The sequence below is a fragment of the uncultured Mesonia sp. genome (genome assembly GCA_947499595.1).
GTDB lineage: Bacteria > Bacteroidota > Bacteroidia > Flavobacteriales > Flavobacteriaceae > Mesonia > Mesonia sediminis.
The window spans coordinates 101,289-124,388 of record CANMOY010000007.1; the positions used below are offsets into that span (position 1 = coordinate 101,289).

13 protein-coding genes are annotated in these 23,100 nt (G+C 38.1%); 3 read left to right on the forward strand and 10 right to left on the reverse strand.

What is annotated here, in order from left to right:
• Positions 1-9: 9 nt before the first annotated feature.
• From ACH2AZ_RS09625 to ACH2AZ_RS09660, 8 genes are read right to left on the reverse strand one after another with little or no spacing between them, the layout of a single operon-like run.
• Positions 10-687 (reverse strand): sterol desaturase family protein, encoded by a 678-nt coding sequence (locus tag ACH2AZ_RS09625; protein WP_147861109.1) that lies wholly within the window; start codon positions 685-687, stop codon positions 10-12.
• An 11-nt stretch (positions 688-698) separates the two neighbouring features.
• Positions 699-1,313: a deoxynucleoside kinase gene (locus ACH2AZ_RS09630; RefSeq protein WP_379042629.1), complete on the reverse strand. Its 615-nt coding sequence runs from the start codon at positions 1,311-1,313 to the stop codon at positions 699-701.
• A gap of 3 nt (positions 1,314-1,316) precedes the next feature.
• The gene (locus tag ACH2AZ_RS09635; RefSeq protein WP_394907685.1) at positions 1,317-2,087 is read right to left on the reverse strand and encodes a hypothetical protein; all 771 of its coding nucleotides are present in this window, start codon (positions 2,085-2,087) and stop codon (positions 1,317-1,319) included.
• 1 nt (position 2,088) lies between these two features.
• Positions 2,089-2,430: a DUF6122 family protein gene (locus ACH2AZ_RS09640; protein ID WP_379042623.1), complete on the reverse strand. Its 342-nt coding sequence runs from the start codon at positions 2,428-2,430 to the stop codon at positions 2,089-2,091.
• Positions 2,430-2,756 carry a DUF202 domain-containing protein gene (locus tag ACH2AZ_RS09645; protein ID WP_147861105.1) on the reverse strand — a complete coding sequence of 109 codons (327 nt, stop codon included), beginning with the start codon at positions 2,754-2,756 and terminating at the stop codon, positions 2,430-2,432. The genes ACH2AZ_RS09640 and ACH2AZ_RS09645 overlap by 1 nt, the downstream gene beginning before the upstream one ends.
• 12 nt (positions 2,757-2,768) lie before the next feature.
• A complete protein-coding gene (locus ACH2AZ_RS09650; protein ID WP_394907686.1) occupies positions 2,769-4,529 on the reverse strand; it encodes an SLC13 family permease in 1,761 nt (586 codons plus the stop codon).
• Between the two features lie 44 nt (positions 4,530-4,573).
• On the reverse strand, positions 4,574-5,509 hold the full coding sequence (locus tag ACH2AZ_RS09655; RefSeq protein WP_394907687.1) for a 2-hydroxyacid dehydrogenase: 936 nt from the start codon (positions 5,507-5,509) through the stop codon (positions 4,574-4,576).
• A 20-nt stretch (positions 5,510-5,529) separates the two neighbouring features.
• Entirely contained in the window at positions 5,530-6,891 is a 1,362-nt protein-coding gene (locus ACH2AZ_RS09660; protein ID WP_394907688.1) for an acyl-CoA dehydrogenase family protein, read from the reverse strand.
• 139 nt (positions 6,892-7,030) lie between these two features.
• Here ACH2AZ_RS09660 and ACH2AZ_RS09665 point away from each other — a divergent pair, with 139 nt between their 5' ends.
• Entirely contained in the window at positions 7,031-9,166 is a 2,136-nt protein-coding gene (locus ACH2AZ_RS09665; RefSeq protein ID WP_394907689.1) for a Tex family protein, read from the forward strand.
• 521 nt (positions 9,167-9,687) lie between these two features.
• Here ACH2AZ_RS09665 and ACH2AZ_RS09670 read toward each other — a convergent pair.
• Positions 9,688-10,335 carry a MarC family protein gene (locus tag ACH2AZ_RS09670; protein ID WP_379042607.1) on the reverse strand — a complete coding sequence of 216 codons (648 nt, stop codon included), beginning with the start codon at positions 10,333-10,335 and terminating at the stop codon, positions 9,688-9,690.
• 174 nt (positions 10,336-10,509) lie between these two features.
• Positions 10,510-11,766 (reverse strand): methionine adenosyltransferase, encoded by a 1,257-nt coding sequence (gene metK, locus ACH2AZ_RS09675; protein WP_394907690.1) that lies wholly within the window; start codon positions 11,764-11,766, stop codon positions 10,510-10,512.
• 289 nt (positions 11,767-12,055) lie between these two features.
• On the opposite strand from metK, the gene ACH2AZ_RS09680 reads away from it, so the two are divergent.
• Positions 12,056-16,999 (forward strand): GEVED domain-containing protein, encoded by a 4,944-nt coding sequence (locus ACH2AZ_RS09680; protein WP_394907691.1) that lies wholly within the window; start codon positions 12,056-12,058, stop codon positions 16,997-16,999.
• Positions 17,000-17,165: 166 nt separating this feature from the next.
• Positions 17,166-23,072, forward strand: a complete 5,907-nt coding sequence (locus ACH2AZ_RS09685) for a fibronectin type III domain-containing protein (RefSeq protein WP_394907692.1) — start codon at positions 17,166-17,168, stop codon at positions 23,070-23,072.
• The last annotated feature ends 28 nt before the right edge of the window (positions 23,073-23,100 follow it).

The window sequence follows — 23,100 nt, forward strand, 5'->3', positions numbered from 1 at the left end:
TCAATGAAATTAGGTTGTTTCTGGATCTATATATACATTGGTTTTTTGTTTTCTTTTAGCTTTAATATCCTTTCTGGGCATAGTGCCAAAAATATGATCCCAAAGGGTAGAAGACACTCCAAAAGCTCGGTCTGGTTCACGGTAGTGATGAATGCTATGGTGGTGCCATAAAACCTTTAAAAAGTTATTGGGTACCTTAAAAGCATGAACCGAATAATGCACCGCTAGATATGCAGCATAGCCCATTAAAAAACCAGCCAGAAATCCAAAAACAAATTCACCTAAAAACACACGATACACAATAAAGAGTACTGTGGCGATAATCAGGCTTAAAACGGGTGGCATGGCCAACCTAGACTTATCTTTTGGGTAATCATGATGCACTCCGTGCATGGTATAACTAATTTTCTTCTTTCGTTCGCTAGTAGCAGGAATATGATATAAGTATCGGTGCATGATATACTCAATAAAAGTAAAAAAGAATAATCCTGCAAAGAACAATAAAACCATTGTAGGGGTTTCAAATCCTTTTTCTACAATTCCATAATAGATAAGAGCCGCAGAAATTACCGAAAAGATAATCAGGGGCAAAGATATATGGGTATGCGTTAATTTTTCTAAAATAGGATTTTTAAATAATTTAGGTGATCCTTTGTGCTTAGGTCTTTTTAATTTTGTTGATTCCATAGGGCTGTTATTTAAAAGAGACCGTTGATTTCGGCATCTATTTTATTAATAATTTCTCCAAGATCTTCAGGGTTGTCTACAAAGTTAATGTTATCTACATCAATAATCAATAAATTGCCTTTGTCGTAAGTCGCAATCCAAGCTTCATAACGTTCATTAAGTCGGCTCAAATAATCAATAGAAATGCTGCTTTCATAATCTCTTCCGCGTTTATGAATTTGAGCAACAAGATTGGGTATACTGCTACGCAAATAAATCAAAAGATCTGGTGCCTCAGTAACGCGTTCCATCAAGTTAAATAACGAACTATAATTGTTGAAATCACGATTGGTCATAAGTCCCATTGCGTGTAAGTTGGGAGCAAAAATAAAGGCATCTTCATAGATGGTTCGATCTTGAATAATGTCTTTTCCGCTTTTGCGGATATCTAAAATTTGTCTGAACCGCGAGTTCAAGAAATAAACCTGTAAATTAAATGACCAGCGCTCCATTTGATTGTAAAAATCTTCTAAATACGGATTTTCTAATACATCTTCAAATTGCGCTTCCCAATTAAAGTGTTTGGCTAAGAGTCTGGTTAGGGTTGTTTTTCCCGCGCCTATATTTCCGGCTATGGCTACGTGCATAGATTAGTCTGTGTTTATTTGGTAATAAATTAGTTTGTTTTGCTTGTAAATATAAAGGTTTTCCTTACTCACATAAAAATCTTTAACGTCATTTTCATAAAGATCAAGTTCTAAAACCTCCTTAGTTTTTAAGTTGAAACGATAAAAATTACCTTTTGCATATGTATACAAGTAATTGGCTGTAGCCATAAGTTGCTCAGTACCTTTAAAATAAAATTCTTGGGTGATGTTTCCATAGACATTTAAAACCCGAATTTTATCTTCTTGGGCCTCAAAAAAGTGCGTTAAATTTGCCGTATAAAGCGCTTGGTTTGATAAAATAGGAGGCGACTGGTGCAAGGTTTTTTGCTGGGGGTAATTAAAAAAATCAAGAATACCTTGTTCAGTATTTACCAGCCATAAACTATTGTTTTGAGCGGTGTAAGCCGCATTTAAAATCCGTAAAGGCGATAAGTTGTTAAAGTTGATTTGTGTTATGGGGTTCAATTGATTGTCTAATATAACCACCGTGTTGAAGTCTTGATAAAATAAGCTAATGCGTAGCGGATTGCTAATATCTACATGGCTTAAATCTCCCAAATTCAAATTAATGTACTGTTTTAAGTCATTTGGGCTTTTTTTATAAAAAACTTGGTCTTTTATAAAATAATACCGATCAAATGCATCTACTCCCACAAATTTATCTGCTTTAAGCGGACTTAATAAAGTGCTTTCTTGTTTTTGTGCATGAAGTAAATTAATGCTTAGTACAAAGAAAAATAAAATCAATTTCATCTTACAAAAGTACTTTAAAATCCCAATTATAGCTCCATAAACAGTCGATAGCATCTGTAAAAAGATGAAAGCTTAATCCAATTGCAAAAGTTTTTATCATTTTATTTTTCGCTAAAAAGGCTACTAACAAGTACAATGCCCATGCCCAATAAGTATGCAGCAGGTGGAAATTAATACTGCAACGCTTTGGATCAAATATAGGATCGGCTAGCAGATGGTCTAAATCGACTAACATGCTGGCTAATAAAATTAAATAAACTTGCTTAATATTATTCTTATCTATTAAATAAGCGATGAGAAAAATAAAGCCAAAATGTAAAAAGTAGTGGGTGAAAGTTTGCATCAATCTGGCTTTTCTATGTCGTCTTCATCGGGTAAAAGTAAATCGTTGAGGCGGCGTTCTAATGATATATAACGGCCAATACCAATCAATAAGAATACCACGCAAATAAACAGTGCGATATACCCAATGATTTTTAAATTTGTGTATTCTTTTACTTGCAGCAGGGCTATACCGCCTAACAGTAGGTAAAGGGAAGCTCTAATGTAAGAAAGCAAAGTGCGCTCATTGGCTAGTTTGGTTCTTTCAAGCGCCAGATGCTCGCGCAAGTTTTTCTCATCGGTTATGCGAGGTTTAAATGGGTTATGTAGTTTTAATCTCTTTTTCATGATAGTCAGACTTTAAAAGGGAAAGAACAAAGGTATGATAATAGAGGCAGCAATCCAGACAACAAGATTAAGAGGGGTGCCTATTTTTAAATAATCGGTAAATTTATAATTACCTGGAGCGTAAACCATGGTGTTAGTAGGGTAACTTACGGGTGTCATAAAAGTGAGAGAACAAGCAAACATAACCGCAATTAAAAAAGGTTTTTCGCTTACTTGCAAAATTTGGGCAAACTCTATCACAATTGGAGTCATTAGCACAGCGGTTGCTTTACTCGATAATACATTGGTTGCTAGAAAGGTAAAAAGGAATATAAGGCTTAACATAATTTGTGGAGGTAGGCCGCCTAAATTTTCAAAAAGAAAATTAGATATTAACTCTGAGCCACCTGTTTTTTCTAAGGCTTTACCCATAGATAAAACTCCGGCAACCATAAAAATCACTTTCCATTCTATTGCTTTATAAGCTTCATTAGGCTTAAGTATAGCGGTGGTCACAATAAGTAAACTCCCTACCAAGGCGCTTATGAGTATTGAAGTGATATTAAAAGCGGCGGCCAAAATTACACCCATTAAAATGAGAATTGCCGGTATAGCCTTTTTGTAGTTTATTTTACGGTCTTCATATTCAGATAAAGCCACAAGCATTTTGTTGCGTGTTAAAGCTTGTATATTATGGCGCGCTGTATAGATAAGCAGCATATCTCCCTCTTTTAGCGAAACGTTAGCTACGTTTTTAGTAATGGTCTCTTTGCGTTGCCTAATAGCCAAAACCGAAGCATAATAGTTGTTTCTAAATTTGGTTTGCGCTAAAGTTTTTCCCGAAAGCGAAGATCCGTGAGGGATCATAACCTCAAAGATGCGCTTTTCACTATCGTCTTCGCTAATTTCTCCTATACCGCTAAACTTATAGTATTTACTTTCTCTTATTTTACTGATTTTGCTCGGATTCATAAGTACCTTGAGCACGTCTCCTTCTCGTAAAATAGTTTCTTCATTAAACTCATAAAACCGAAGATGATTTCGCTTTATCATTAAAATTTGCACTTGTAAATCACTAATCAAAAAGGTTTTACCGATAGCTTTATTGATGTCTGGATTTTTGGGCAAAATTTCGATTTCTGCCATATAATCCTCGGCTTCATGTTGTAGGGTCTCAGATTTTTTTATGCGTTTAGGCAGAATCAAGGGAGCTACGATAAAAATATAAATGAGTCCAGCTGCTGTAATACCCAAAGCCGCAAGTGAAAATTCAAACATCTCAAATCCAGTACTGCCTAATTCTTGAGCATAACTACTAACCAAAATATTGGTTGAAGTACCTATTAGCGTACAAGTGCCTCCAAACAGAGCCGAAAAGGAAATAGGAATAAGCAAACGCGAAGGCGCAATACCGGTTTCTCGTGATACCATTAGCGCCATAGGAATAAGCATAGCGACCACGGCCGTATCATTAATAAAGGCAGAAAAAACAGCAGCCGTAAGACAAAAAACAATTAAAGCCAATACGTAGTTTACCCGCGCTATTTTTACAATTTTTGAGCTTAAGCCATTAATAATACCCGATTTAAACACTGCAGCACTTAGCACAAACATACAGCCTAAGGTTATAGTGGCGGGATGATTAAAACCGGCAAAACCTTCTTCAGGATTTAATACACCAGAAACAATAAACAAAGACATTATGAGTATAGAAGTGGTGTCTATACTAAAATAGTCTTTCACAAAAAGAAAGATGCCAATGCCTATTATTATAAAGGTGATGGTTAAATACATAAAACCTTTTCTTTATGAAGGGTTATAAAGTTAAAACATAATGTTTAATATTCTCGATTTTGATCAATTCGGTTTTTCATTGCTCTACCTTGTTGCAGTCGTTCTAAATTAGATACAATCTGCTGGCTTACCACCTTAGGGTCGGTAGCACTAGCCATATGCGGTGTAATTTGAATATGTTCGTGATCCCAAAAAACATGATCCTGAGGCAAAGGCTCCTCTGTAAATACATCAAGGCTAGCCCCACTTAACTGTCCGTTTTGTAAAGCCTCTAGCAAGTCATTTTCTTTCAAGTGCGCACCACGTCCTACATTTATTAAATAACAACCAGGCTTAAGCTGATCAAAAAGCGTTTTATTAAGAATACCACGGGTTTTAGATGTTAAGGGTAGAAGACACACTAAGATATCACAAGACTGCAAAAATTGAGGCAGTTGTTGTTCAGAATGGTAGGTGGTAATATTTTCGTGTGTTTTTGCGGTAGAAGAGTAGCCTAAAACCTGAAAATTATTTTTAATCAAAAGCTCCCCCACCGATTGACCAATTTGACCAAAACCTAATATACCTACGGCGGTTTCTTCTGGGCGTTTGTATTTAATGGGACGCCATTCTTTTTTTTGCTGAAGCTTAGGGTAGGTATATAAATCACGAATGTGCATCAAGCAAAGCGATAGCACAAACTGACTCAAATCGGTTGACAAACGCGGGTGTTCAATTTTGGTGACTTGTATATGCTCTTTTATGCTGTTCTGGGAAAAGATATGATGTACCCCTGCTCCCATAGAGGCGATTACTTTTAAATTAGGGTATTGGTCAAAAACTCCCGCTGGAGGCCGCCAGGTTAAGATAAATTCGGTTTCTTCTCGTTGGGTATCATCTGGATAAATTTCTATGGTCAAATTCTTATTTTCATCCTTTAAGGCTTGAACCCATTGGTCTAAACTTCTATCAGGAGCGATGATAACAATCTTGTTATTCATTTTAAGGTGTTTTTTATGGATTAAACAAACGCACTATAGCCTGTTATGGCCCTACCAACGATTAATGTATTGATTTCTTTAGTGCCTTCATAGCTATAAATTGCCTCGGCATCTGCAACAAAGCGTGCTACATCATGCTCGAGCAAGATGCCATTGCCACCTAGCACTTCTCGTGCTCGGCTTACCACATCACGGGTGCGCAAACTGCAAAACACCTTAGCCAGGGAGGCATGCTCATCGGTTAAAATTCCTTCGTCTTGTAATTCAGACAAGCGAAAAACCATGGTTTGCATAGCGGTTAAATTGGATAGCATTTCTACCAAATGATTTTGAACAAGTTGAAAACTAGCGATGGGTTTGCTAAACTGTTCTCGTTTTTTAGTATACTTTAAGGCACTTTCATAGGCTCCTCGCGCACAACCAACGGCTTGCCAAGCCACGCCCGCTCGGGTCATTTTTAAGACTTTGGCAGTGTCTGCAAAAGAGTTAGCTTTTTGCAATCGATCGGTCTCGGGAACTTTACAATCGGATAAGGTGATCAAGGCATTTTGCACGATGCGCAGAGCCATCTTATCTTCCATCTTTTCGGCTTTAAAGCCAGGATTTTCTTTTCGTACCAAAAATCCTTTCACCTGCTTTGAGTCGATGTCTTTGGCCCATATTACAATCACATCTGCAAAAGTGGCATTACCAATCCATTTTTTTTGACCGTTTAAAATCCAGTGCTCACCATCAAAACGGCAAGTGGTTTCCATACCTTGCGAAACAGCCGAACCTACATTTGGTTCGGTTAAACCAAAAGCTCCAATCGTTTTTAATTTTTGCATTTTAGGCAACCATTCTTGTTTTTGAGCCTCGCTTCCGCAAAGGTATATTGAACCCATAGCCAATCCGCTATGCACACCAAAAAAGGTAGAAATAGAAACATCTACACGAGCAATTTCTTGAGCAATAATACCCTCCATTAAAAAAGGCATAGCCGCGCAACCGTAGCCTTTATAGGCAATACCCGCAATATCCAATTCTCCTAATTTAGGGATGATGCCAAAAGGAAATTTTGCTTTGTTCCAATAATCGTTGGCAATGGGACGTACTTCTTTTTCCATAAATTGTCGCACTCGCAGTTGTAAATCGCGTTGAGTATCGGTTAGTTTGAGATCTAAATTATAAAAATCTCCATCGATAGGCGGTAATTGATGCTGCCCGCGTTTGCCTTGATGATGCAACAACTTGAGTATATTTTTTATTTGCCGGTCATCTAACTTTCCTAAAGTTGCTAGGGTTTGCTTTAAATCGATTTTCTCGTTAATTTGAGTTAATTGATCTAAATCGACCTCTTTTAAAAGATTAATCGTTTGTTTTATTTTTTGAAAGAAGGTCATAGCGTTTAATTTATAGTTAGTTTAAAATTATTGAATTAATTTTTCTCTCGCTGTTAAAGAATTGCGAATTAAAAAGAATTTGATAAGTGCGTTTTTTTTAAATAAATAAGAATGCTTTTAATTTACTACTTTCGCTTTTATGCAAGTAATCCAATATATAGAACAGCACACTAAGCTAGGAAGTCTTCGTATAGAGAAGGCATTACAACTTTTTTCTGAAGATGCCACCATACCTTTTATCGCTCGGTACAGAAAAGAATTTACTCAGCATTTAGATGAGGTTAACCTAGAGCAAATCCGTAAAGCACAAGAAGACTATATAGCACTAGAAAAGCGACGAGAATCTATTTTAAAACGCTTGGAAGCGGATGAGGTACTAACGGCAGACTTAAAAAAGCAATTGAATGAGGCCCAAGATTTAACAAGGCTAGAAGATTTGTATTTGCCTTATAAGAAAAAGCGAAAAACCAAAGCCGATGAAGCAAAGGCACTAGGACTTGAGCCGCTGGCCAAACAAATTATGGCACAAAAACGTACAGACCTGCATAATTTATGTAAGTCTTATTGCTCGAACCAAGTAAAAACCGGTCAGGAAGCGCTCACTGCGGCCGGATATATCATTGCGGAGTGGATAGCTGAACGAATTGATTTACGGAATTATTTGCGTTTTCAATTGCAAGAATTTAGTTTTTTAAAGGCACGAGTAATTTCCAGTAAAAAAGAGGAGGAAAACGCTCAAAAGTATAAGGATTATTTTGATTGGGAAGAGCGATTGAAAAACCTGCCATCTCATCGATTTTTGGCGATTTCAAGAGCCGAACAGGCTGGTGTTATACGAATAAAACTGGTGATAGACGAACAAGCTTTGTTGGCGAAGTTTGAAAGTAAATTGATAAAAACACAAGGAGTAATTGCCTCTTTTTTAAAAGATGTTATTAAAGACGCTTATAAACGTTTGATGTATCCTAGCTTGAGTAAAGAAATTTTTCAAGAAGCTAAGCAAAGAGCAGATGCTACCGCTATAAGTGTTTTTGCTAAAAATTTAAAACAGTTGTTATTGGGTGCGCCACTGGGGCAAAAAAGAGTTTTGGCGCTAGATCCTGGTTTTAGAACAGGTTGTAAACTGGTTTGTATAGATGAACAAGGCGATTTAATGCATAATGAAACTATTTTTCCGCATCCGCCACAAAAACAACACAAAGAAAGTATCAAGAAGATAAGTACTTTATGCGAGGCTTATAAAATTGAGGCAATTGCCATTGGTGATGGGACTGCATCGCGAGAAACCGAAGCTTTGGTTAAGCGCATACAGTTTAAACATTCTATAGAAGTTTTTGTGGTGAGCGAGGCGGGTGCTTCCATTTATTCGGCTTCATCGATTGCTAGAGAAGAATTTCCTAATTATGATATTACGGTTAGAGGAGCAATATCTATAGGAAGAAGACTACAAGACCCCTTGGCCGAACTGGTTAAAATTGATCCTAAATCAATTGGTGTGGGCCAATATCAACACGATGTAAATCAAATTGAATTGCAGCGGAGTTTAGATAGAGTGGTAGAGCACTGCGTGAACACGGTTGGAGTTAATTTAAATTCGGCGAGTAAGTCTTTATTACAACATGTATCGGGTATTGGTGAAAAACTAGCCGAAAATATTGTGACGTTTAGGCAAGAGCATGGTGCATTTGGCAAAAGAGCAGACCTTAAAAAAGTTCCGCGCTTAGGAGCAAAAGTTTATCAACAGGCCGCTGGGTTTTTACGAGTGAAGCAAAGTGAAAATCCGTTAGATGATTCTGCTGTACACCCAGAGCAATATGAATTGGTAAAAAAAATAGCGCAAGAAGAAGGGGTTGAGGTGATTGATTTGATAGGCAATGATGCTTTATTAAACAGCATTGATTTAGAGCGATATTGTACAACAAAGTTTGGTTTACCAACCCTCGAAGACATAAGAGAAGAGATGAGAAAACCGGGCAGAGATATAAGAGAAAAAGCTAAGGCTTTTAGCTTTAATCAGAATATAAAAACCATTGCCGATTTAGAAGTAGGTATGCGTTTACCTGGAATAGTAAATAATATTACCAATTTTGGTTGTTTTGTATCGATAGGAATAAAGGAAAGTGGCTTGATTCACGTGTCTAACCTAGCCGATGAATTTGTAAGTGATGTAAATGAATATGTACACTTACACGAACAAATATTGGTGAAAGTACTCGAGATAGATCTTCCGCGAAAGCGTATACAACTCAAAAAAATAAAATTGAACGAAAAGTAAAAAAAACTGTCCCACTAGCTTAACTTGTTGAATAACATTTTGGCTAATGGCAAATAAAACAAGAATATAAAACCATAATTTTATATCGCTTTAACGCGGGACAGTAAATTAACACTAATATTTATGTTTAGATAGATTTTTATAATCTACTTAATAAAGCCAACCTTTTCAATTTCTATATCATAAATCGAGCCAATTTTTTTATTTCGTCATTTTTATATTGATTTTTTAAAACTGGATTTAAATTTCTTAAAGTGTTGACCTTTTTAATTACATTTTCACGTATAGCTGAGTCTAAAATTTCCTTTTCGGATTTATTATAGGTGTTTGCTTTTATTAGAGTAGTAGCAATCTCTTTTATTAAGGTGTCAAATGATTGAGAGGTAAATATTTCTACTTATAAATAGTAAGTTAAGCGTGAGCTACCGCTAATATGTAGTGGTTTAGTTGATATCGGATCCACCTTTTTATATAAACTTATAGTTACTAAGTAGCAATTAACGCTTAAAAGCTGAAAAAATCTATAAATTCGAACTATTGAGAATATCTATTAATATGGGTTTTAATCCGCTAAAGAAAAATTCTACTGCAATAACCATTACTATTAACCCCATTAAACGCATCAAAACATTTTTTCCTGTATTGCCCAGTATTTTTAATATTTTAGAAGAACTAAGCAATATTAAATAGGTGAGTAATAAAACCAAGAATATAGCTCCTATTAAGGCTATTTTGGACTGAATGGTTTTAGCGTCTTCCATCATTATGATAGCATTGGTAATTGATCCTGGTCCAGAAATCATAGGTATTGCCAGTGGGGTAATTGAAATATCTTCTACATAGCTTTTCTTTTCTGATTTGGTCTTTACTTTTACACTGGCTAATCTTGCTTGAAGCATGTCCATACCCATAAGAAAGAAAATAACCCCTCCCACCAATCGAAAACTATTTACCGATATACCGAAAAATTGAAAAAGAAGTTGCCCTGAAAAAGCAAAAGCTACAATAGTTAAAAAAGCAGCAATGGTTGCTTTTCTCGCCGTTTTATTCCGGTGTTCTGCATCTAGCTCAGAGGTCATGCTCATAAAAACGGGCATGGTGCCTATAGGATTAATCAGGGTGAAGAAAGAAGTAAATGCTAATAATCCAAAACCAAGTAAATCGCTCATAACGGCCAGTTAAATTTTATTGCAAGAATACAAAAAAAAATTAATCAACAAAATTCAGATGCATTTGGTGTTATTTAAATAAAAATGAACTCCATAAATTAGATCCAAGAGGGTTAAAAAACCGCCCTTCTAAATCGTATTTAGAAGGGCGGTTGGTGATATATCAAGTGTGTTTTATATTTCAAAAACCTCTTTAATTTTCTCTACATAATCTAATTTTTCCCAAGTAAAGAGTTCAACTTCGTGCTTTACCACACCAGAGTAAGGGCTTTCAAAAACTTTAGTAACTGTTCTTGGGGTCTTACCCATATGGCCGTATGCAGAGGTTTCTCTATAAATAGGGTTGCGTAGTGCAAGACGTTTTTCTATAGCAGCAGGGCGCATATCAAAAATCTTAGCTACCTTTTTTGCAATTTCTCCATCCGAAATGTTTAAATGACTGCTCTTGTAGGTGTCAACAAAAATAGACGTAGGTTCTGCTACACCAATAGCATAGGATACTTGTACTAAAATTTCATCGGCAACACCAGCTGCAACTAAATTTTTAGCAATATGTCTTGCGGCATATGCGGCACTTCGATCTACCTTGCTAGGATCTTTACCCGAGAAGGCACCACCACCGTGGGCGCCTTTTCCGCCGTAGGTGTCAACAATAATCTTTCTGCCGGTTAATCCTGCATCTCCGTGCGGCCCACCAATCACAAATTTTCCTGTAGGATTAATGTGGTAAATAATATCATCTGTAAATAAATCTTGAAGCTTTTCAGGAAGTTGATTTTTTATGCGCGGAATTAAAATTTCTTGAATGTCTTTTTTAATCGTAGCCAACATGTCAGCCTCATTTTCATCAAACTCATCGTGCTGGGTAGATAAAACAATAGCTACAATTTTTTGAGGTACGTTTTCGTCGCTATATTCAATGGTAACCTGACTTTTTGAATCGGGTCTAAGATAGGTCATTTCTTTGCCTTCTCGCCTAATTTTGGCCAACTCAATAAGCAGTTTGTGTGAGATGTCTAATGCCAGCGGCATATAGTTTTCAGTCTCATTGGTAGCATATCCAAACATCATTCCTTGGTCTCCTGCTCCTTGTTCTTCTTGAGTAGCTCGATCTACTCCTTGATTAATATCGGGTGATTGTTCATGAATTAAGGAGATGACTCCGCAAGAATCTCCGCTAAAGCGATATTCTCCTTTGGTATATCCTATATCATTTATCACTTCTCTAGCAATTTGTTGTACATCTATATAGGTATCTGATTTTACTTCACCGGCCAAAACTACTTGGCCAGTAGTTACCATGGTTTCGCAGGCAACTTTTGAAGATTTATCAAAAGCCAAGAAATTATCTAGCAAGGTGTCGCTAATTTGATCGGCTATTTTATCCGGATGTCCTTCAGAGACACTTTCAGAGGTAAATAAGTAAGGCATGTAATTCAATTATTTAGAAAGATTTGAGCCACGCCACTAAAGTAGAATTTCTGCTTTAGCATTTTTTAAGGGTTGCAATCAGTCAAATCTTTCCCTGTTCAACAGGAGCAAAGATAGAAAAATACGTGAGTCTATTGCAGAAATATAATTTTTTAAGATTTATTTACGAAAATTAAATTCTATCTATTTGTTTTAAAAAGCTATCACATAATTAGGATTTAAACCTAAAAAGTATATATTTGTTAAGTTTTTGTAAACCATTTAATCAACATATTCAAAAATAATAATTATGAAAAAAAACTACTTAAGCTTTTTTTTAACATTCTGCCTAGTGGTATTGGGCGTAGCAAGCATTTTTGCGCAGTCTACGGTTTCTGCTACTTATAGTTTAGGAGATATACCTACTTCTTATGGCAGTTACGATGCTAGTTGTACAGGGCCTAGCACGACTTTAGATATTACTTTGCCTGCTGGAGGGCCTTGGCAGGTAACCGGATTTGACGTGGCCTACGATATGACGGCTGCCTCTAGTGCGTGGATGAGCGAGCAACGCTCCCAAATAGCAATAAATGGTATAGAAGAGGCGGTTGTTAATGGCTCAGGTTCCTCGGCAGGGACTCAAAATTATAATAGAACCAATATCGCAATAGCAAACGGTTTTTATAACGGAGGGGATGTTTTGACTTTTGAAATGAAGGCTTGGAGAACCTGGGGAGGTTCTCTATGTGATACACAATATAATAAAGTAGATGACAACACCTGGACCATTACAGTAAATTATCAAACTGCACCTACTTGTATTGCACCGAACAATCTTCAGGTTTCAAATAAAACCAATACAACTTTAGATTTGTCTTGGAGTCAAACCGGAACGGTTTCTTCTTGGGAAGTAGAATACGGTGCACCTGGTTTTACACCAGGCACAGGAACTACCGTAGTGGTAAACACAAATCCAAATACTACCATAACCGGACTTACAGATAGTACAACTTATGACTTTTATGTGCGGGCAAATTGTGGTACCAATGGTGATTCTGCCTGGGTGGGTCCTATTTCAGGTACCACAACTATTGATTGCGGACCATTGAATTTAGGGATTAGCTCAACTACAGATGGATCTATTACTTGCGCAGGTAGTACCATTTTGACAGCAACGGCTAGTGGTAACGGTAGCGATATTTTTTGGTATGACGCAGCGGTAGGCGGTAACCTTGTTGGTGCTGGTTCTAGTTTTACTACTCCGTACCTAACACAAACCACCACTTATTATGCCTCGGAAGTAGCTTTTTCTGGAGGGAGTTCAGGAGGGTCTAGTTTACCCACCTATTGTACGCCTACTTACAGTATAGGTTGTACTTCTTCAGATGATATTGATGACTTTATTATGAGTGATGCCGGAATAAATCATTTAGGTTCAGGTTGCTCAACGGGTGCTTATGGCGATTTCACAAATGATTCTAGCTTGATAGGTACCTTATCGGTTGGTGCAACCTATAATTTTAGTGCTACGCACAATTTCTCAAGCCATCATTTGAGAATTTATATAGATTTAAATATGGACGGTAACTTCGATCCGTCAGAAATGCTATTTGATTCTCCAAACGGAGGAAGTACAACAAATGGAAGCATTACGATTCCTGCATCTGTTGGTGGGGCAACAGTGATGCGTGTAATGGGGAAATATGGCTCTTTTGGAAGTGGTGCAACCGCATGTGATGCCGGTGGTTCTTTTGGAGAAACACATGATTACCAAGTGATTATTGCAGATTTAGAATGTGAGTCTCCTCGTGTAGCAGCAACAGCAAACGTTTCGGCTGCTGGTGATTTAGCAGTTACAGCACTACCTTATAACAATAGTAATGATACCGCTAATTATGGAGATCCGTTTGAGGGTACCCCTGGCACAAATTGCGGGGCTGGATCTGAAAATTACCTAAGCGGTAACGATGTGATTTATAAATATACTGCAGCCAATACCGAGTTGGTAGATATTTTAATGTCCAACTTGTCAGGTTACTATGCAGGGGTTTTTGTTTATGAAAGCTGTGGCGATTTAGGGGTTAACTGTGTGGCTGGCGCTGTGGCTGGTCCAAGCGATGATGATTTTGGAATCGAAGATTTTCAAATGACAGCCGGTCAAGACTATTTTATAGTAGTATCGAGTTGGTTAACTTCAACAGTAGGCTATACCTTAGATATTATACCTTTTTCTTGTGCCAGTTTAGCCAGCCCAGTAGCAGATCCCCTTCAGGATTTTGTAGCGGGAGACACCTTAGCGGATTTAGAAGTAGATACTACCAAAAATACAGCTACTCTTGCATGGTATAGCGACCCTCAAGGGAATAATCCAATTTCCGATACAACTACCTTGGTAGATGGAACAACCTATTATGTAGCTCAAGTTTTTAACGGCTGTGAGAGTGTTTTAATTCCAATTACAGTTGATGAAATTGATTGTACATCTTTGGCAATTATCTCTAGTATAGACGATACTGTTTCTTGTAAGGGTGTTATGCAATTATCGGCTACACCAAGTGGAACGGGTTCTCAAGTATTTTGGTACGATGCTGCTACTGGGGGACAAATCGTTGGCGTAGGAAATCAATTTACAACAGAAGAGTTAACTTCAACTACGTCTTATTGGGCATCAGAAGTGATGCTTATGGGAGGTACTTACCAAGACCAAGGTAAAGTTACTCCTAATGATTTTTCGAGTACACCATCTACACCAAGAGGACTTACATTTACTGTTAATCAATTTACAACTATATTAAGTACACGTGTTTACTCTTCTGGTAGCGGAGGTCCGCTTACGGTTGAGTTAACCGATGATAACGGTACAGTGTTGCAATCAAAAGTAATCAATATTCCTGCAGGGTCTTCTTCAAACCCTGTGCCTGTTGATCTTTCTTTAAACTTTACAGCTGCCACGCCTGGTAACTACAGGTTGTTGGCAACAGGTCCGGCAATGATGTATAGCTTTAGCGGTGTAAACTTCCCTTATACGCTTGGTTCTACAGGATCAATTACTGGAGCATATGCCTTTGGTGGTCCTTCTACAAGCTATTATTACTTTAACAATTGGAAGGTGATCGAAGGGGAGGTTATTTGTGAGTCTCCGAGAACAGAAGTTACCGCTACCGTTAATCAATCGGGCGATGTATCTTTAGATTATACCAACCTGCCGTATACAGATACTAACACCACTAGTGTTTTTGGCGATAATTTTAATGGAGATGCAGGAAGTAACTGCCCAGGTGTAGATATACTAAATGGTAGTGATGTTGTTTATCAATACACGGCAGACCCAAATAATGATGATATACTAGATATTGAATTGACAGGAATTACCAACAACTTTACGGGTATGTTTATTTATACTAGCTGTGGAGATGTAGGAACCAATTGTTTGGCTGGAGATGTTAATGAAGGGGCGAGTAGTATTCTTATTGAAGATTATTATGTAAATGCAGGTGAACAAATTTTTATTGTAATCAGTTCTAAAAACGGAAGTACTAACTATACTTTGAATATCAATGGTGTTGATTGTAATAATATTGCAGCCCCAACTACAGATGTGGCATCTCCTTTCTTTACGTCAGGAGATACCTTAGCCGATTTAGAAATAGAGGGTTCTCAATATGCAACTTCTTTTAATTGGTATAGTGATGCGGCAGGAACAATGCCAATTGCAGATACTACAGCAATGGTTGACGGAGTAACCTATTATGTTTCGCAAACTGTTTTAGGTTGTGAAGGGGCTTTATTAGCAGTTACCCCCGAAGAGTTTGATTGTAATGCTATGGGTGTAACTATTTCTGGTCCAACAAAAGTGTGTGCGCCAGGTGGGGTAGTAAATTTAGTAGGTCAGCCTAGCGGTTTAGGAACCGATGTATATTGGTATGATGCTCCAACTGGAGGTAATGTGGTTAATGTAGGAGCAAATTTTGCCGCTAATGTTACAACAACTACCACTTTTTATGCGGCAGAAGTTTACATTGAAGGAGGTTCTGGAAGTGCAGGTGTAGCTTATTGTATTCCGCCTAATAATAATTGTGGTGCGGGTGATGATATTGATGATTTTGAAATGGCAGCTGCTAATATCGTTCATTTGGCAAGTGGTTGTTCAACCAATGGTTATGGTGACTTTACAAGCGATCCTAATTTAATTGGGGCAATGGTTCCTGGTGGAAATTATCCATTTAGTATCTCGCATAATTTCTCAAGTAATTATGTGAAAATTTGGATTGATTTAAATAAAGACGGTGTATTTGATGATACAACAGAGCTGTTATTTGCCTCAAGTTCAGGTTCTAATAATACTACTGGTAGTATTACCTTACCTGCTAATACTTCTAGTGGATTAACTAGAATGCGCGTAATGGATAGATATGCTGGCTTACCAACAGATTCTTGTGATCCGCAGGGTTCTTTTGGAGAAACACACGACTATGCGGTAATGATTGGGCAAGTATTATGTGAGTCGCCTAGACAGAGTATTACCATAGACGTAAACAATCAGCCAACAGGAGTACCAACGGGAAATGCAACCCAGCAATTTTGTGAGGGGGCTCGTGTAGGTGATTTGCAAGCTAGTGGTGTTAATTTGCAGTGGTATGATAGCAATACGAACACTACACCATTAGATAACGCAATGCCTTTAATAGACGGTTCTACTTACTACGCTACTCAAACAGTTGATGCTTGTGAAAGTACGGCTAGATTAGAAGTGATGGTAAGTATATTGCCTAACTCTAGCTTACCAACAGCTCAAACCAACCAGTCGTTTGTAGCAGGAGAAACCGTTATGGATCTAAGCGTAGTGGGAGATAACCTGAAATGGTACTATGATGCTTTTGGCGCTAATGAAATTACTAACCCTGCTGCAGAAGTTTTGGTTGATCAAGGTAAGTACTATGTAAGCCAGACACCTGCCAATCAATGCGAAAGTGGTTTGGTTGAAATTACTGTTCATTCTGAATTGAGTTCAGCGAATCCGTTATTGGTAGATTTGTCTTATTATCCTAACCCAATGGGAGATTTCATTCAGGTAAATCATAGTAATCCAATTGAAACTATTGAAATTTATAACCTATTAGGTCAGAAAATTATGACTCAATCGGTAAATGCTCAACAAAGTAAATTAGAAGTTTCTAATCTAGCTAGCGGGCCTTATTTTATGCGAGTGTCGATTAACGGACAATCTGTTGTGTTAAAGCTTGTTAAAAAATAAGAATACTAATTTTAACAGAAATTTAAAAAGCGGGACTCATAGGACTCCCGCTTTTTTATTAGCTATACATAATTAAAATTATCATAAACAATCTTAATAAGTCTTTAAAAAAATCCATATATTTGGGGATGATGTTAAATATAACTTACCCTAAAATTAATTTTTTATGAAAAGAAATTACTGTTTATTGACGCTTGTCGTCATATTTTTAAACTCTTGGCTGTCTTATGGGCAGTGTAGTGGGTTAACCGCTCCTTGGAGCGAAGATTTTTCGGCCTCTTCGACGCCATCTTGCTGGGTCGAAGGAGGGGATACCGCATGGAAATATAGTACCTCGGCAGGTTATGCTGCTTCAAACGTAGCAGACCATTCGGCTTCAGGTACTACAAACTATGCTTGGATAGATGGTAGTAACAACACCAATGGTGAGGCTTCAACACTTGAAACGCCAAATGTAGATGTTTCGACTTTAACTAGTCCAGCTTTAATTTTTTATGCATTTTCAGATAACACCAATTCTTCTGCAGTTAATATTTTAGAAGTTGACCTAAATGATGGTTCAGGTTGGGTAAATGCTTACCAACAGAATTATCTTCTTGGTGCTAGCTGGAAAGAAATTGTTATTGATTTAGCAGATTATGTTGATGTAACAGGAAATGTGCAAGCTCGGTTTAAAATTATTGGAAATGCAAATGGAGGAAGTACCTTTCATAACGATATTTTAATTGATGATGTAAGCTTTGATGAAATAACAACATGTCCAGATTTATATGGAATAGAATTAAATAATTTATCAGCCACTGGAGTAGATGTTAGTTGGACTCAGCCTGGAACTGGGATTACGCAATGGGAGATTGTATATGGTACACCTGGTTTTGATCCGCTAACCGCTGGAACATCAATAATAGATAATGATGGTACCTTAGGCGAAAGCATTTCAGGATTAAGTGCTAACACCCCATATGATTTATATGTTCGAAACGTATGTAATGGTGTAAATAGTGATTTTTTAGGACCACTTAGTTTTGCAACGCCGTGTGTTGCGATAACTTTGCCTTGGGTTGAAGATATTTCCTCTTCTTCAACACCTAGTTGCTGGTCAGAAAGTGGTGATACCTCTTGGAAATATAGTACCGGTGCAGATTATGCTGCATCTAATGCCGGAGATCATACTCCTGGTGGTGGTACCAATTATGCTTGGATGGATGGTAGTACTAATACCAATGGAGAATCTAGTACACTAACCACTCCGCAAATAGATGTCTCTACCTTAACCGATCCGGCGCTTATTTTTTATGTATTTAGCGATAATACAGATTCTGCAGCGGCAAATATTTTAGACGTTGAGCTAAACGACGGTTCGGGTTGGGTGAATGCTTATACTTTAAACACCTTATTAGGGCCTTCATGGGAAGAAGTGGCTATTGATTTATCCGCCTCAAATATTACTGGTACCGTTGTGCAAGCTCGATTTACCATCACAGGAAGTACGGCTAATGGAGGAAGTACCTTTCATAATGATATTTTACTTGACGATATAACCTTTGATGAGATGCCAGCTTGTACCAACCCGTATAATGCTTCTTTCTCTAATTTAACGGCCTCGAGTGTAGACGTAACTTGGCAACAAGGCGGGAATGTTTCAACTTGGGATATGATTTACGGTGCTGCCGGCTTTGATCCGAATACAACTGGTACCATAATCAATGATACCGATGGTGTTGCCGGGGAAACGATCACTGGGCTTTCTGCGGCTACAGATTATGATATTTATATTCGATATGTATGTAACGGTACTCCAGGAAACTGGGTGGGTCCTTTGCAAATCACAACACCTTGTGTAACATTCGTAGCTCCTTGGAATGAGGATTTTGCAGGATCTTCTACGCCTAATTGTTGGACAGAAAGCGGCGATACGGCTTGGAAATATAGTACTGGTCCTGCTTACGCTGCAGCGAATACGCCAGATCATACTCCTGGTGGAGGTACCAATTATGCTTGGATGGACGGTTCTACTAATTCAAACGGTGATGTAAGTACCCTGACGAGTCCTAAGATTGATGTTTCAGGGCTTACCGAACCAGCTGTTCAGTTTTATCTTTTTAGTAATAATACCAATGACGGAGCTATTAATGTTATAGATGTTGAGGTGTTTGATGGTGCAAACTGGAATCCTTTGCTAAATGTAAATAGTTTGCTTGGCGCAGATTGGAAAAGATATATTTTTAGTTTATCTAACTTAACCATCACAGGAGATGTTCAAGTTCGATTTACAGTGACCGGCTTCAGCGGTACAGGAAGTGCGTTTTATAATGATATTTTAATTGATGACGTAGAGTTTTTAGAAATGCCTGCGTGTATTGATGTTGATGACGTAGAAGTTTCTAATGAGCAATTAACCCAAGTAGATATTTCTTGGTTGAATTTCAACGGAGCGGGTACGCAGTGGAATATTGAGTATGGCGCACCAGGATTTACACAGGGTACAGGAACCACCGTGGTGGCTACTACTAATCCTTACACCTTAACAGGATTAACGCAAGGAACGGCTTATGAGTTTTACATCCAATCCGATTGTGGAGGAGGAGACCTAGGAACTTGGGAAGGGCCTTACGATTTTAGAACCTTTACGCCAGGGGCAAGTTGCGACGTACCTTTAGTGGTTAACGCCTTACCTTATACATTTACTGGAGATACACAAAACTATTTGAATGTGTACCAAGGAACCCCAGGGTCTACTTGTGGTACCACCGAAAATTATTTAAATGGTGACGAAGTGGTGTTTGAATTTACTGCAGCTACCACACAAAATGTTGATATAGAACTTTCGGATTTATCTGCATATTATGCTGGCTTGTTTGTTTATGAAGACTGTAACGATATAGGTTCAAGTTGTGTGGCTTCTTTGGTGGCAGGTCCTAGCGATGATGACATGGCTATAGAAGATTTTCAAGTAACTGCTGGCCAAACCTATTATATTGTAATTTCTAGTTGGCTGGTTAATCATATTGGATTCACCTTAGATATTATACCTTTTGATTGTAATAACTTAGCGAGTCCTACGGCTCCGCCAGCGCAAGAATACGTGGCAGGGGATACCTTGGCCGACTTAGAAGCAGATACCACAAAACCTAATGCGACTTTAGTATGGTATAGTGATCCGCAAGGGAATAACCCAATTGCTGATACGACTGTTTTGGTTGATGGAACTACTTACTATGTAGGTCAAGATTTTAATGGATGTATTAGCGGATTAACCGCAGTTACTGTAAACGAAATAGATTGTACTACTTTAGCTATAACGGCAACAACAGATGATTCAGCCAGCTGTAAAGGAAAGTTAACCTTAACGGCAACCGCTAGTGGTACAGGTGATGATATTTATTGGTTTGATGCTGCAACTGGAGGACAAATTATAGGAATTGGTTCTTCATTTACAACTCCAGAGATTACAACCACTACCGATTATTGGGTAGCAGAAGTAAAAACCGAGACCGGTGGAGGATCAGGAGGTATTAATAGTTATTGTACCCCACCTAATAAAAATTGTTCAGATAATTTGGATGATTTTGTGATGAATGATGCAGGTATTAATCATTTATCATCTGGTTGTTCTCCTAATGGTTATGGTGATTTTACTAATGACCCGAGTTTACACGCTGTTATGGCTCCAGGGTCAACTTATAATTTTTCAACAACGCACAGCAGTACCTCGATGCACGTTAAAATTTGGATTGATATTAATCAAAATGGTTCTTTTGAGGATCCGGGTGAAATGCTTTACGCTTCAACTAGTAGGTCGGGGGCACATGCTGGGGCAATTACCATTCCAGGAAATGCTATAGGTGGTATCACCAGAATGCGTGTGAGTTCAAGATGGTTGAGCGCACCAGTTGATTCTTGCGACGCAGGAGGTACTTGGGGTGAAACCCACGATTATCTAGTTATGATGGGGCAAGTAATTTGTGAGTCGCCTAGAACAAAAGTTACAGCAACCATAAACCAAACCGGTGATGTTCAAGTGAATTATACCGATTTAACTTATGTTGATACCAATTCAACTTCAGTTTTTGGTGATAATTTTGATGGCGATCCAGGTTCTAACTGTCCTGGAGCGGGATATTTAGGCGGAAATGATGTAATTTATCAGTATTCTGCAGATCCTGCCAATGATGATGTGATTAATATTGAATTGTCAGGAATTACCAATCCAGAAACAGGTATGTATCTGTACTCTAGTTGTGGTGATGTAGGAGCAAATTGTATTGATGGCGTAGAAAATCAAGGAGCCTCGGTAATCAGTATTGAAGACTACTTGGTTCAGGCTGGTGAGCAATTGTTTATTGTAGTGAGTTCTAAGTCTGGTTCTACTAATTATACTTTAACCATTGAAGGTTTAGACTGTGCAAACGTAGATCTTCCACAAGGTGATCAAGCGCCTTATTTTGTTGCAGGTGAAACGATTGCTGATTTAGAGGTAACTGGTTCTGTACATAATACTGGTTTTAATTGGTATAGTGATGCAGCGGGTACAATTTCAATCCCGACTAGTACAGCTCTTGTAAGTGGTACTACATACTATGTAACCCAAACCATCTTGGGTTGTGAGAGTGCGACCTTTGCTATTACTCCAGTTGAATTTGACTGTAATTTAATGGGAATTACTACCTCAGGAGATACTACTATTTGTGCTCCCGGTGGTGTAGTTGACTTAACAGCAACCCCATCTGGTGTTGGTTCAGAAGTTTATTGGTATGATGCTGCAACTGCTGGTCAATTAATTAATGTAGGCTCAAATTATTCGCCAGATGTGAGTAATACTACTACTTTCTACGCTACCGAAGTGTATATCGATGGCGAGTCAGCCAGCTCAGGAAGTGGAAAAGTGGCCCCGTCAGGTAACTCGGGAACAAGTCCGTATTCTGGTGGATATGGATTAATTTTTGACGCTAATCAACCTTTTAATTTAATTAGTGTAGAGCTTTTTAGTTCAGGAAGTGGAGGTCCAGCGGTGATAGAGTTACAAGACCCATCAGGAACGGTTTTAGATAGCCGAACTGTCACTCTTCCAGCAGGAACAACGAGCAACCCAACGTCTTACATTGCGAACCTTAACTTCACAATTACACCAGGAACTTATAGGTTAGAAGCGGTATCGGGTCCTAGTATGATACGTGATTTTTCAGGAAATAACTTCCCTTATGACATCGGTCCTGGTGGTTCGTATGGTTCTATTACCAATGGCGCTAGTGGGACAGGGACGAGTTCAAACTATTATTATTTCTACAATTGGACTATAACTACAGGAACTGTTTTATGTGAATCACCACGACAAGCAATAACGGTTACCGTAAATAATCAACCTACAGGAGTACCTTCTGGTGCGACCACACAAAATTTCTGTGAAGATGCACGTGTGAGCGATCTGCAAGCTACTGGTAGTGATATTCAATGGTATGACTCAAATACAAGTAACACGCCTTTACCATTGGCTACTCCTTTGGTGAATGGAGAAACTTACTATGCAACCCAAACCGTAGACGCTTGCGAAAGTACTTCAAGGTTGGCTGTTACAGTAGTTGTGCTTGATCAAGCACCAATGCCAGCAGGTAACAGAAACCAAAGCTTTAGAGCAGGAGATATGGTAAGCGACTTGGTGGTTACAGGTTCTAACTTAACTTGGTATAGCGACGCATTCGGACTTAATCCTATAGCAGATCCAACCACAGAAGCATTAGTAGACCAAACAACGTACTATGTAAGTCAAACGCCTACAGATGAATGTGAAAGTGAATTGCTTGGAATTACGGTGCATTCAGAATTAAGTACAACCAACCCAGTTTTAGAAGGTTTGTCATACTACCCGAACCCGATGGTTGATTTTATACAAGTTACGCATACTTCACCTATAGAAAGTTTAACCATATATAACTTGCTAGGCGAAGAAATTGCTAGTAAAAAAGTAGGAGCTAACGAAGCTCGCCTTGATGTTGGTAATTTAGCTAGTGGTCCATACTTCATGCGTGTAAAAGTGGGAAGTAATTGGGTTATTGTTAAATTAATTAAAAATTAATGTAATTTTTTTAACACAGAGAGTGAAT